This window comes from Prescottella sp. D32, from assembly GCF_037287305.1.
Taxonomy (GTDB): domain Bacteria; phylum Actinomycetota; class Actinomycetes; order Mycobacteriales; family Mycobacteriaceae; genus Prescottella; species Prescottella equi.
The window spans coordinates 281,409-294,680 of the sequence record NZ_JARBSW010000003.1 but is presented as its reverse complement, the minus strand read 5'-3'; the positions used below and the strand labels follow the sequence as shown (position 1 = coordinate 294,680).

At 66.8% G+C, this 13,272-nt stretch carries 10 protein-coding genes; 7 read left to right on the top strand and 3 right to left on the bottom strand.

Annotated elements, in window-relative coordinates:
* The first annotated feature begins 36 nt into the window (after positions 1–36).
* The 3 genes from dnaE (at position 37) to PSS76_RS16015 (ending at position 5,543) form a co-directional block, all read left to right on the top strand.
* A complete protein-coding gene (dnaE, locus tag PSS76_RS16025) occupies positions 37–3,573 on the top strand; it encodes a DNA polymerase III subunit alpha (RefSeq protein ID WP_081181734.1) in 3,537 nt (1,178 codons plus the stop codon).
* A 216-nt stretch (positions 3,574–3,789) separates the two neighbouring features.
* A complete protein-coding gene (locus PSS76_RS16020) occupies positions 3,790–4,287 on the top strand; it encodes a DUF5994 family protein (RefSeq protein ID WP_064058715.1) in 498 nt (165 codons plus the stop codon).
* A gap of 59 nt (positions 4,288–4,346) precedes the next feature.
* Positions 4,347–5,543, top strand: a complete 1,197-nt coding sequence (locus tag PSS76_RS16015) for a fatty acid desaturase family protein (protein WP_337456346.1) — start codon at positions 4,347–4,349, stop codon at positions 5,541–5,543.
* Positions 5,544–5,589: 46 nt separating this feature from the next.
* On the opposite strand, the gene PSS76_RS16010 is transcribed toward PSS76_RS16015, so the two are convergent.
* Positions 5,590–6,477: a DUF5995 family protein gene (locus PSS76_RS16010; protein ID WP_337456345.1), complete on the bottom strand. Its 888-nt coding sequence runs from the start codon at positions 6,475–6,477 to the stop codon at positions 5,590–5,592.
* Between the two features lie 135 nt (positions 6,478–6,612).
* Positions 6,613–6,858 carry a hypothetical protein gene (locus PSS76_RS16005; RefSeq protein WP_064079630.1) on the bottom strand — a complete coding sequence of 82 codons (246 nt, stop codon included), beginning with the start codon at positions 6,856–6,858 and terminating at the stop codon, positions 6,613–6,615.
* Between the two features lie 163 nt (positions 6,859–7,021).
* Between PSS76_RS16005 and PSS76_RS16000 the strand changes: the two genes are divergently transcribed.
* The 3 genes from PSS76_RS16000 (at position 7,022) to ilvA (ending at position 10,756) form a co-directional block, all read left to right on the top strand.
* Positions 7,022–7,459, top strand: a complete 438-nt coding sequence (locus tag PSS76_RS16000) for a nitroreductase family deazaflavin-dependent oxidoreductase (RefSeq protein WP_005512572.1) — start codon at positions 7,022–7,024, stop codon at positions 7,457–7,459.
* A gap of 95 nt (positions 7,460–7,554) precedes the next feature.
* On the top strand, positions 7,555–9,330 hold the full coding sequence (locus tag PSS76_RS15995; RefSeq protein ID WP_005512574.1) for a pyruvate dehydrogenase: 1,776 nt from the start codon (positions 7,555–7,557) through the stop codon (positions 9,328–9,330).
* A 73-nt stretch (positions 9,331–9,403) separates the two neighbouring features.
* On the top strand, positions 9,404–10,756 hold the full coding sequence (gene ilvA / locus PSS76_RS15990; RefSeq protein WP_005512575.1) for a threonine ammonia-lyase IlvA: 1,353 nt from the start codon (positions 9,404–9,406) through the stop codon (positions 10,754–10,756).
* On the opposite strand, the gene PSS76_RS15985 is transcribed toward ilvA, so the two are convergent.
* The gene (locus tag PSS76_RS15985; protein ID WP_238773015.1) at positions 10,749–11,315 is read right to left on the bottom strand and encodes a TetR/AcrR family transcriptional regulator; all 567 of its coding nucleotides are present in this window, start codon (positions 11,313–11,315) and stop codon (positions 10,749–10,751) included. The two genes, ilvA and PSS76_RS15985, sit on opposite strands and share 8 nt — an antisense overlap.
* A 120-nt stretch (positions 11,316–11,435) precedes the next feature.
* Here PSS76_RS15985 and PSS76_RS15980 point away from each other — a divergent pair, with 120 nt between their 5' ends.
* Positions 11,436–12,950: an MFS transporter gene (locus PSS76_RS15980; RefSeq protein ID WP_041674294.1), complete on the top strand. Its 1,515-nt coding sequence runs from the start codon at positions 11,436–11,438 to the stop codon at positions 12,948–12,950.
* The last annotated feature ends 322 nt before the right edge of the window (positions 12,951–13,272 follow it).

Below are 13,272 nucleotides of genomic sequence, written 5' to 3'. Positions count from 1 at the left end.
CTTGCCTGGGATCTACCGAATTACAGAGAGGCACGCGTGGCTGACTCGTTCGTTCACCTGCACAACCACACCGAGTACTCGATGCTCGACGGTGCGGCAAAAGTCGGCCCGCTGTTCAAGGAAGCCGAACGCCTCGGCATGACCGCGGTCGGCATGACCGACCACGGCAACATGTACGGCGCCAGCGAGTTCTACAACTCGGCCAAGAAGCACGGCATCAAGCCGATCATCGGCATCGAGGCGTACGTCGCGCCCGAGTCGCGGTTCAACACCAAGCGCGTGCTGTGGGGCGACCCGAGCCAGAAGTCGGACGACGTCTCCGGCAGCGGCGCGTATACCCACATGACGATGGTCGCCGAGAACTCGACCGGTCTGCGGAACCTGTTCAAGCTGTCGTCGCTCGCGTCGATCGAGGGCCAGCTCGGCAAGTGGCCGCGCATGGACGAGGAGCTGATCGCCACCCACGCCGAGGGCATCATCGCCACCACCGGCTGCCCGTCGGGCGAGATCCAGACCCGGTTGCGGCTCGGCCACGACCGCGAGGCGCTCGAGGCCGCCGCGAAATGGCAGGAGATCTGGGGCAAGGACAACTTCTTCCTCGAGCTGATGGACCACGGGCTGTCCATCGAGCGCCGCGTCCGGGAGGGCCTGCTCTCGATCGGCCGACAGCTCGGGATCCCGCCGCTCGCGACGAACGACTGCCACTACGTCACCAAGGACGCCGCCGAGAACCACGAGGCACTGCTGTGCATCCAGACCGGTAAGACGCTCTCGGACCCCACCCGCTTCAAGTTCGACGGGGACGGCTACTACCTCAAGTCGGCCGAGGAGATGCGGGCGATCTGGGACTCCGAGGTTCCCGGCGCGTGCGACAACTCCGTGCTCATCGGCGAGCGAGTGCAGCCGTACGAGGACGTGTGGCAGCACCGAGACCGGATGCCGATCTTCCCGGTGCCCGAGGGCGAGACGCAGGCGAGCTGGCTGCACAAGGAGGTCATGCGGGGCCTTGACCGGCGTTTCCCGGCCGGGCCGCCGCGCGAGTACATCGAGCGTGCCGAGTACGAGATCGGCGTCATCAACCAGATGGGCTTCCCCGCCTACTTCCTCGTGGTCGGCGACCTCATCAACCACGCCCGCGAGGTCGGGATCCGCGTCGGCCCGGGTCGAGGCTCGGCGGCCGGCTCGCTCGTCGCGTACGCGATGGGCATCACCAACATCGACCCCATCCCGCACGGGCTGCTGTTCGAGCGGTTCCTCAACCCCGAACGCGTGTCGATGCCCGATATCGATATCGACTTCGACGATCGCCGCCGCGGCGAGATGGTCCGCTACGCCACCGACAAGTGGGGCAGCGACAAGGTGGCGCAGGTCATCACGTTCGGCACCATCAAGACCAAGGCCGCCATCAAGGACTCCGCGCGAGTCCAGTTCGGCCAGCCCGGTTTCGCCATCGCCGACCAGATCACCAAGGCGCTGCCGCCGCCGATCATGGCGAAGGACATCTCGGTGTCGGGTATCACCGACCCCGAGCACGAGCGGTACAAGGAAGCCGTCGAGGTTCGCGCCCTCATCGACTCCAATCCGGACGTCGCGAAGATCTACCAGACCGCGAAGGGCCTCGAGGGCCTGATCCGCAACGCAGGCGTGCACGCCTGCGCGGTCATCATGTCGTCGGAGCCGCTCACCGACGCGATTCCGGTGTGGAAGCGCGCGCAGGACGGCGCGATCATCACCGGCTGGGACTACCCGTCGTGCGAGGCCATCGGTCTGCTCAAGATGGACTTCCTCGGTCTGCGCAACCTCACGGTCATCGGCGACGCCATCGAGAACATCAAGGCCAACCGCGGCATCGACATCGACCTCGACACGCTGCCGCTCGAGGACCCGGCCACGTACGAACTGCTCGCGCGGGGCGACACGCTCGGCGTGTTCCAGCTCGACGGCAGCGCGATGCGCGATCTGCTGCGGCGCATGCAGCCCACCGGCTTCGAGGACATCGTCGCCGTCCTGGCGCTGTACCGCCCGGGCCCGATGGGCATGAACGCGCACAACGACTACGCCGACCGCAAGAACGGCCGGCAGGACGTGAAGCCGATCCACCCGGAACTCGAGGAGCCGCTCAAGGAGATCCTGGCCGACACCTTCGGTCTGATCGTCTACCAGGAGCAGATCATGCAGATCGCTCAGAAGGTGGCCGGCTACTCGCTCGGACAGGCAGACCTGCTCCGCCGAGCGATGGGTAAGAAGAAGAAGGAGATCCTCGACGAGGCCTACGACGGTTTCGCGGAGGGGATGAAGGCCAACGGCTTCTCCCAGGCCGCGATCACGGCACTGTGGGACACGGTTCTGCCGTTCGCCGGCTACGCGTTCAACAAATCGCACGCCGCCGGCTACGGCCTCGTCTCGTTCTGGACCGCCTACCTCAAGGCGAACTACCCGTCCGAGTACATGGCGGGCCTGCTCACCTCGGTCGGTGACGACAAGGACAAGGCCGCGGTGTACCTCTCGGACTGCCGGAAGATGGGCATCACCGTGCTGCCGCCGGACGTGAACGCATCCCGCGTCGACTTCGCGTCCGTCGGAGAGGACATCCGGTTCGGCCTCGGTGCGGTCCGCAACGTGGGCGCCAACGTGGTCGGGTCGATCATCGCGGCCCGCGAGGAGAAGGGCAGCTTCACCGACTTCTCCGACTACCTCAACAAGATCGACGCGCTCGCCTGCTCCAAGAAGGTCACCGAATCCCTCATCAAGGCAGGCGGATTCGATTCACTCGGGCATCCACGAAAGGGTCTGATGCTGGTGCACGCCGACGCGATCGACGCGGTCATGGGCACCAAGAAGGCCGAAGCGATGGGTCAGTTCGACCTGTTCGGCGGCGACGACGCCGACGAGTCGATCACCTCGGTGTTCAACGTCAAGGTGCCAGACGAGGAGTGGGACACCAAGCACAAGCTCGCCCTCGAACGGGAGATGCTGGGCCTGTACGTCTCCGGTCATCCCCTCAACGGCGTCGAGCACGTGCTGGCGGCGCAGTCCGACACGTCCATCCCGGTGATCCTCGAAGGAGACATCAAGGACGGGACCCAGGTCACCGTCGGCGGCATCCTCGCGTCGGTGAACCGCAGGATCAACAAGAACGGCTTGACCTGGGCGTCCGCTCAGCTCGAGGACCTCTCCGGTGGCATCGAGGTGCTGTTCTTCCCGCAGGCGTACTCGGTGTACGGCATGGACGTGGTCGAGGACTCGGTCGTGCTGGTCAAGGCCAGGGTGTCGATTCGAGACGACCGGGTGTCCCTCATCGCCAACGATCTCGCGGTGCCCGATCTGTCGGCGATCGGCGTGGCGAAGCCGGTGTCGGTGAGCCTGCCGGTGCGCCAGTGCACCAAGGAGAAGCTCGGTGCCCTGCGGCAGGTGCTGTCGAAGCATCCCGGGACGGCGGACGTGCACGTCAAGCTGATCGGATCGCGGGGCACCACACTATGGAAGGTGGACGAGGTGCTCCGGGTGGAGCCGTCGTCGTCGCTGATGGGTGACCTCAAAGCACTGCTCGGGCCGAGCTGCCTGGCGGGCTGACGAGGAACCCGCGTCCACGCTTCGGCGATTCTCTCCGCCGGCGCGTGGGAGCGTAGGCTGGACTGTATCGACGGCATTTCGCACGTGGGCATTCGAGACTGCGTCGCCTGTCGATTGAAATGATCCGGCCTATTTCTCGGCCGAGGTAGGAGCGTCGTCATGACGCTGCAGCGCGCCCAGTTCGAGCCAGTGGCGGAGTCCCGGCCCGGACCGGCCATGCATCGAGGGGTGGACGGTCCGCGGTACACGCCGCGCTTGAGGTTGAAGCCCAAGGCGCCGGGCACCGGGTATGTGGACGGTGCGTGGTGGCCGCACTCGCGAAGTCTCGTCGACGAGCTCCCGGATCTTCTGGCCGTGCTCTCGGTGCGACTCGGGCCGATCGAGCGCGTGGTCTACAGCCTGGCCAACTGGTTTCGGACGCCCGATCGAATTGTGGCACTGGGTCGTTCGGTTCGCCTGGACGGATACCACTACCAGCCGATGAACACGGTGTATGTGGTCGGAGTCAATCGCGACCGGCTGACCCTGCTGGTCTTGGCGCCGGAAACCGATCCGGGGTACTCGCATCGGACCATGATGCGTGCCGCCGCGCCGAACAACGCGACCACCGCAGACGATCTTCTGATGGCCGACGTCCGCCGCGCCACGAGTCGGGCGGACCGTGAGCTCGCGGAAAGTCGGTGGGACGGCGAGGGTGGAGCGTCGGCACGCTGATACGGGCCGCCGTATCGGATGTCGACGCGTCCTGCCCGGCTCAGGACGGGAGTAACGCGGTGGCTATTACGAACATCGACGAGTACGCACACCTCAGCAGGGATGACATCGAGGCGCTGGGAGTGGAACTGACAACCATTCGCAGGGATGTCGAGGATTCGCGGGGTCGGCGCGATGCCCGATACATCCGACGCACCATCGCGTTCCAGCGAGCGCTCGACGCGTCGTCGCGGTTGCTGCTCGCTCTGAGTCGCGGGCGGATCGGGTGGGTCCTCGGCGTGGCTGGCCTGGGCGTCGCGAAGTCGATCGAGAACATGGAAATCGGGCACAACGTGTCGCACGGCCAATGGGACTGGATGAACGATCCGGAAGTCCATTCCACCACTTGGGAATGGGACATGGCCGGCACATCGACGCAGTGGAAGTACGCCCACAATTTCGTCCACCATCGGTATACCAATGTCGTCGGTATGGACGAAGATGTCGGTTTCGGCGTGATGAGGGTGACGAGGGATCAGCGCTGGCGTCCTCGACACCTGCTGCAACCGATCCAGAATCTGGTGTTGGCCGCCACGTTCGAGTGGGGGGTGGCCGTGCATGACGTCGATATCCACCAACGCAGCGGTGTCCGCGCCGTCGCGGTCAAGATTGCTCGGCAATCGGCGAAGGACTACGTGCTGTTCCCCGCGCTCAGCGGGAGGCGGTGGCGACGGACGCTCGCCGCAGACGCTACCGCGAACCTGTTGCGCAACGTGTGGGCGTATCTGGTGATTTTCTGCGGCCACTTCCCGGACGGGGCGGAGAAGTTCACGCTCGAAGAGTTGGAGCGGGAGACATCGTCGGAGTGGTATCTGCGGCAGATGCTCGGGACCGCGAACTTTCGTGCCGGCCCGGTGCTGGCGTTCCTGAGCGGCAACCTCAGTTATCAGATCGAGCATCACCTCTTCCCGGACCTGCCGAGTAACAGGTACGCCGAGATCGCCGCTCGCGTGCGGCCGCTGTGTGAGAAGTACGATCTGCCGTACACGACCGGTCCGCTCGCGCGACAGTACTGGCAGACATTCCGGACGATCCTGAAGTTGGCACTCCCGGACTGCCTGTTGGTCGCAACCGCCGACGACGCACCGGAGACGGCCTCCGAGTCGAAGTTTCGCGCGCAGTCGAGAGCGGGTGTGCGATCCGCTTCGTCGAGTGCAGAATCGCGCCGGAGTGGGCTACGGACGGCACTACGAAATCGCAGCACTTCCTCCTGGTAGAAGGTGGCGGTGGATCCGACCCGGGTGCCCGCAAACCTCCGATCGGTCAGAGGCCGCCGAGGTCGGACAGGGTCTGCAGGGCAGTGTCCGTCACTCGCCAGAGGCCGTCGATCTCCTGTTCGGCGGACGGCCGCACCTGCGGGTTCTGGAGCGCGAAACCGTTCGCCAGGGTGACGGTGTTGTAGCCGCTGTCGGCGGCACGCAGCAGCGTCCGCGACGGTTGGTCGTTGCCGGCGAGGCGATCGAGGCCCTCACCTACGAAGTAGAAGCGCCAGAGTGGTCCGAGGTCGGCGCCGTACCGGTCCTTGGTGAGGGTCACGATCGAATCGCCTTCGAGTGCAATCGAATCGACGATCCGATAGAAGTCGGGGACATGTTCGGGTCGGGTGCCGCTGGTGTCGACTGCGTGCGCGAGGTCGACGGTGAGGTGGGAGTTGTAGCCGGCCATCGCGACCCGGGCCGGGCTCTGCGCGCACTGCCGGGTCAGGGCGAAGTAGTGGAACCACGCCGGATCGACCGGCGCGCCGGTGAACTCGGCGTGCAGATTGCGCAGATAGCGTGTGAGCAGGTTGTAGCTGATGGTCGGCGACCAGGTGCGGTCCGGTAACGCGACCGGGTCGCGCTGGAGAGGCAGGACCGCCGCGTACTCGACGGCGTCCAGCCCGATCGAGAACAGCCCGCGCCGGTCCCGGTGGTCGACGAGGATCTCGGTGATCCGGTGGTGTCGGTCGATCGCGGACTCGAGTCGCGGTAGACCGGTGCCGGACAATGTGGACGTATCGCTCAGAGCGACGATGGCGTCGATCTCGTTCGAGCTCAACGGCGTTCCGCACGCGGTGGCCACCGCGGTGTCGGCCGAGGCGTGAGCGGGGTTCAGGAGCGTGAAGGCCGCTCCGACAGCGACGAGGGGCGCGAGCAATCGGCGTGTGCGCATCGCCCGAGCGTAGGGCGTCGACGGCGACCGCGCCGGACGAAGCGATCCGCGAGGGGGTCACGGCGCCGGCCGCGTCGCGTGGGGACGGGTCCGGTCGGTCCGGGAAACCGGTCCGAGAAACCGGTCCGGGGAAGCTCAGCGGAGAGGTGTCGTCGACTGGCGCGCGAGCATGACGCGCCGCCCCCACCACACGACGACGGCCACGCCCGCCGCCGTCAGAACTGCTGGTTGCAGCACCTGCGTCACGGCGAGAACCAGAACGAAGACGAGTAGTCCCGCGGCGAGGGCTTCGAGCTTGTAGAGCGGCCAGGCGGTGCCGGCGAGATCGACGGTGGCGCCGGACCGGCCGCGGGAGCGGCGGGGGAGTGCAGCGGTGGTCATTGCGTGCACCTCTCTCGCGTGGTTTCGGGTCATCCTGCCGGTGTGTTCAGCTTACCGACGTCGCGAAGTTCGGCGCAACGAACAATTTGCGACGTGTGACGGAAATCCCGTCGTCCGGCCGATCGGGTGGTCAAGATCAAGTGTGGGGTGTTCACTTGAGGGCATGCCTCTCACCGGTGAATACGAACCCAGCCCCTCGTCCTGGGCCGCGGACCAGGTCGACCTCTACGAACGCTCGGGCGGAACCGAGGGAACGACGATGGAGGGCAAACCCGTCGTCATCCTGACCACCGTCGGTGCCAAGTCCGGCAAGCTGCGCAAGACGCCGCTGATGCGCGTCGAGCACGACGGCGAGTATGCCGTCGTCGCGTCGCTCGGCGGTGCCCCGAAGAACCCGGTCTGGTACTACAACGTCGTGGCCGATCCCCGCGTCGAACTGCAGGACGGCCCCGTCAAGCAGGACATGGTCGCGCGTGAGGTCACCGGCGACGAGAAGGCCGTCTGGTGGGAGCGTGCGGTCGAGGCGTGGCCGGATTACGCCAAGTACCAGCAGAACACCGATCGGCAGATCCCGGTCTTCGTTCTGTCCCCCCAGAAGTAGCGGGCGGCGTCGCCGTCCCCCAGCCGTCGGGCCCGGTTCCGAGTAGCCTGCGAAGCAGGAACAACCACACTCGGAACCGTGGCCGGAGGCTTGGGATGGCGTCGAAAACTGTTGCAGATCAATTGGTTTCCCAACTCGTCGAAGCGGGCGTGCGGCGGATCTACGGCATCGTGGGGGACAGTCTCAATCCGGTCGTCGACGCCGTCCGCAGAACAGGCGGGGCGGCTGAGGGTGGCATCGACTGGATCCACGTCCGGCACGAGGAAGCTGCCGCCTTCGCGGCCGCAGCGGACGCGCAGGTCACCGGCGAACTGGCGGTCTGCGCGGGATCGTGCGGACCGGGCAACCTGCACCTGATCAACGGTCTATACGACGCGAACCGCTCGGGAGCGCCCGTGCTCGCCATCGCCTCCCACATCCCCAGCACCCAGATCGGGATGGGCTACTTCCAGGAGACCCACCCGGACCGGCTGTTCGTCGAGTGCTCGCGCTACACCGAGATGATCAGCACTCCCGCGCAATCCCCGCGGGTGGTGCAGAGCGCGATACAGCACGCGATCGCACAGTCGGGCGTCGCCGTGATCACGCTGCCGGGCGATATCGCCGAGGAGCCGGCCGAGGGCACCGCGCCCCCGCTCGCCCGCACGGGTACCCCGTCGCTCGTTCCGGCGGACGAGGACGTCCAGGCTCTCGCGGACGCCGTCAACGAGGCTTCCGCCGTCGCGATCTTCGCTGGTGCAGGAGTGCGCGGTGCCCGGGACGAACTTCTCGCCCTCGCCGACACCGTCGGGGCGCCGATCGGTCACACGCTGCGTGGCAAGGAATGGATCCAGTACGACAACCCGTTCGACGTCGGCATGACCGGGCTGCTGGGGTACGGGGCCGCGCACGACGGGATCCATGACGCGGACCTGCTGATTCTCGTGGGCACCGATTTCCCGTACGACCAGTTCCTGCCCGGTGACGTGCGGACCGCGCAGATCGACGTCGCGGCGCAGACGCTGGGCCGGCGCACCGGTGTCGACCTCCCCGTTCACGGGGACACCCGCTCCGTGCTGCGCGCCCTCCAACCGCTCGTGCACCGCAAGTCGAGTCGCACCTTCCTCGAGAAGACCCTCGACCGGCACGAGAAGCTCATGACGAAGGTCGTCGGTGCCTACACCGAACCCGCGAAACAGCGCGTTCCGATCCACCCCGAGTACGCCGCCTCGATCCTCGACGATATCGCCGCCGACGACGCGGTCTTCACCGCCGACACCGGAATGTGCAACGTGTGGACTGCGCGCTACCTGAACCCGAACGGCCGTCGCCGGTTCCTGTCGTCGGCGTTGCACGGGTCGATGGCCAATGCGTTGCCGCACGCGATCGGCGCGCAGTTCGCCGAACCCGGTCGGCAGGTGGTCGCGATGTCCGGTGACGGCGGGCTGTCGATGTTGCTGGGCGAGTTGATCACCGTCGCGATGTACCGACTGCCGGTCAAGATCGTCGTGTTCGACAACTCCACCCTCGGCATGGTCAAGCTCGAGATGCTCGTCGATGGTTTGCCCGATTTCGGAGTGGATGTCCCTTCCGTCGACTATGCCGCTGTTGCAACGGCTTTGGGGCTCTACGGACGCCGGATCGAGGATCCTGCCGATCTGGAGTCGGGGCTCCGAGAGGCGTTCGCGCACGACGGACCCGCTCTGATCGACATCGTGACCGATCCGAACGCGCTGTCGCTGCCGCCCTCGATCACCGGCGGTCAGGTCCGAGGGTTCGCACTGGCCATGTCCAAGATGGTGATGAACGGCGGTGTGGCCGAAGCGGTTCAGATGGCCAAGTCGAATCTGCGCAACGTGCCGCGACCGTCCCAGTTCTCGCCGCGAGGGTGACTGCGCGGACATCGCGTCCGGCGAACGGTGGGGCGGTTGCGCGCCCGCCCGCCTGTAGTGGGAAAATGCATGGGTGTCTAATTCGCCGGAACTCGCAGATCTGAAGGTAACCTCGCCCGCGCTCACCGCGGACGAGATCGACGCCGCTGCGGAGCGAATTGCACACATTATCGATGCGACACCGCTGCAGTTCAGTGAGCGGTTGTCGGCGCTGACCGGAGCCCGGGTCTACCTCAAGCGGGAGGACCTGCAGGTGGTGCGCTCGTACAAACTCCGCGGTGCCTACAACCTGATCATGCAGCTCAGTGACGCCGAGCGCGCCGCCGGCGTGGTCGCGGCCAGCGCCGGGAACCACGCCCAGGGTGTCGCGTTCGCGTGCCGGGCGATGGAGATCAGTGGCCGGATCTACGTGCCCGCCAACACCCCCAAGCAGAAGCGCGACCGGATCATGGTGCACGGCGGCGGGTTCGTCGAACTGATCCCGACGGGCGAGACCTACGATGCCGCGGCCGCGGCCGCGGCCGCGGATGTCGAGCGGACGGGTGCCACCATGGTGCCGCCGTTCGACGACGCCCGCACCGCCGCCGGTCAGGGCACCATCGCCGCCGAGATCCTCGAGCAGCTGGGAGAGGCACCGGACAGTGTCGTCGTACCGGTCGGCGGCGGCGGCTGCATCGCCGGTATCGCCACCTACCTGCACGAGCGTGCGCCCGAGACCACCATCATCGGCGTCGAGCCGGCCGGTGCCGCGTCGATGACCGCCGCGTTGGTGGCGGGCGGGCCGGTCACGCTACCCGAGGTCGACCCGTTCGTGGACGGTGCCGCGGTCAAGCGGGTCGGCGATCTGCCGTACGCCGTGGTTGCCGGGTTGGGGGCGAGCGTCGTCTCGCACGCGTCGTTGCCCCTGGTCGCCGGTACTCGTGCGGGGCGCGGACCCGAGCGCTTCGCCATGACGCAGGTCGACGAGGGCGCGATCTGCACCGCGATGCTGCAGCTCTACCAGAACGAGGGCATCATCGCCGAGCCTGCCGGGGCGCTCTCGGTGACCGCGCTGGGTCAGCTCGACGTCGCGCCCGGCAGCACCGTGGTGTGTCTCGTCTCGGGTGGCAACAACGACGTGTCCCGCTACGGCGAGATCCTCGAACGATCGCTGGTTCACCTGGGGCTCAAGCACTACTTCCTCGTCGATTTCCCCCAGGAGCCGGGCGCGCTGCGCCGGTTCCTCGACGAGGTCCTGGGCCCGGACGACGACATCACGCTGTTCGAGTACGTCAAGCGCAACAACCGTGAGACCGGTGCCGCGCTCGTGGGTATCGAACTGGGGTCGGCCGACGGTCTGTCGGATCTGCTCGATCGGATGCGCACGTCGCGCATCGTCGTCGAGCAGCTCGAGCCGGGCTCGCCGGCGTACCGCTACCTCACGTAGCGGGCGTCTCGTCCGAACGATCTCTGCCCGCCGGGTCGGTGCCGAGTAGTCGGTTCACGACCTGGCGGTGCAGATCGGGGTCGGATTCCGGGAGTCCGAGCAGGGCCGCCAGATAGATGCCGTCGCCGACGAGGCGGACGATCTCGGCATGCACCGGGTCGTCGATCTCGGCCAGCAGCCCGTCGTCCCACGACCGCATCACGTCGGCGATTGCCTGCTGCACCTCGTCGTGCCGGCCGTCGGCGCTGCGCATCGCGGCCAGCATCGACCGATACAGCGTCATCTCGTCGGCGGACTCGGCCGGCGGGTATTGCAGATAGATCTCCGAGACGGTCCGCCCGGAGGCGACGGCGTCGGCCAGCTGCTGGTCGGAGCGGTCGCCGAGTCGTCGCACCATCCCGGCCAGGAGTGCTTCCTTGCTGGGGAAGTGGTAGAGCAGACCGCCCTTGGAGACGCCTGCCTCCGCCGCCACCGCCTCGAGGGTGACCTGCGCGAGTCCCTGGGTCAGGAGAAGGCTCTCGAGTGCGTCGAGGATGCGATCGCGTGTGTCGGATGCCATGAAAATCACTGTACCGGCTGGACGGTCGACTGCTATTCTGGAGTTCACTACTGTACCGGCTGGACGGTTAACTCCCCGGTCGGTTCCTGTTCATCAACCAGTTCGTGTGGGAGTGGAAGCATGTCTGTGGGCACCGTGCGGGATTCGCACGACGTGACGGCGAGCCGGAAGGACTGGCTCGGCCTCGTCGTGCTCGCGTTCGCCGTGCTGCTCATCTCGGTGGACGCGACGGTCCTCGACCTCGCGCTGCCGTTCATCAGTGAGGACCTCGAGCCGAGCAGCACGCAGTTGCTGTGGATCATCGACGTCTATTCGTTCGTGCTGGCGGGTCTGCTGGTGACGATGGGCACCCTCGGCGACCGGATCGGGCGCCGCCGCCTGCTGCTGATCGGTGCGGCCGGCTTCGGCCTGGCGTCGTTGATCGCGGCGTGGTCGTCGAGTCCGGAGATGCTGATCGCGGCGCGTGTGCTCCAGGGTGTGTCGGGTGCGACGCTGATGCCCGCGACCCTCGGGCTCATCCGCACGATGTTCGTCGACCCTCGTCAGCGGACCACCGCGATCGGCGTGTGGGGCGCGATGGCCGGTGGCGGCGCGGCGGCCGGACCGCTGGTCGGTGGCTGGTTGCTCGAGCACTTCTGGTGGGGTTCGGTCTTCCTCGTCAACATCCCGGTCATGATCGGTCTCATCGCTCTCGGGCCGTTGGTGATTCCCGAGTCGAAGGATCCGGCCCCGGGCCGCTTCGATCTGGTGAGCGCCGGACTGTCGATGCTGGCCATGGTGCCGATGGTGTACGCGGTCAAGGAGACCGCGGTCCACGGGCCGAGTTGGGTACTCACCGCTGTCGGTGTCGTCGGACTCGCCGCGGGCTGGGCGTTCGTGCGCCGGCAGAAGACGCTGGCCGATCCGATGATCGACCTGACGCTGTTCGCCCGGCCCGCGTTCTCGACGGCCGTCCTGACGAACCTGCTGTCCATCTTCGCGCTCGCCGGCGTGCTGTTCTTCGGGTCGCAGTACCTGCAGTTGGTGCTCGGCTACCGGCCGCTCGAGGCCGGACTGCTGATGCTGCCGGGAACCCTGGTCAGTGCGTTCGCCTCGCTGGCTGCGGCGTGGCTCGTCCGCCGCTGGGCGCCCAACCGGGTGCTGAGCATCGGTCTGGTGATCGCGGCAATCGGTGCCGCCGTCATGATCGCACTGCAGCCGGACAGCGGCCCGCAGGCCTTCGTGATCGGATTCGTGCTCGCCGGCGCCGGTGTCGGTGTGGCGCTCACGTTGACGTCGGATCTGGTGGTGAGCTCGGTGGAGCCGGAACGTGCCGGTGCAGCGTCCGCGGTCTCCGAAACCGCATACGAACTCGGCGTGGCGCTGGGTGTGGCCATCCTCGGCAGTGTCGTACTGGCGATCTTCCGCCGCGGAATGGACGTCTCGGCACTCACCCCCGATCAGGCGCACGTCGCGCAGGGCACGCTCGGTGGCGCTGTCGAGGTCTCCAAGGGGATGCCGGCGCCGCAAGCCGAGGCCTTCGTCGACGGGGCGCAGGCGGCCTTCGTCGACGGCATGCACATCGCGGCCGGCGCAACTGCGATCGTGCTCCTGATCACGGCAATCCTCGTGGTGCGCATGCTCGGCCGTCGCTGATCCGTAACGCCACAGCGGCCCGCTCGATTGATGATCGAGCGGGCCGTTCTCGTGTGCGCATCGAGTCACACGAGTAACGGGAATTATCAAGCGTCACAGCAGAGTAGGGGGCCGGCCCGCAGTCGTGCACCGGTCCGCGTCGTTCCGGTCGAATACCTCTGGTGCGCAGCGATTTTGGACTGCAGTACAAAGGTATGAATCTGCGGGTGAAATGGTTGAATCTTGCGCTATCACCCTGGCTTCTCACCCTCGGTACATGCCCTGCATGAAAGACGCTGCGGTGCTTGTGTTTTCGCGGGGGTGAACGCTCGGGTGAAGCAGT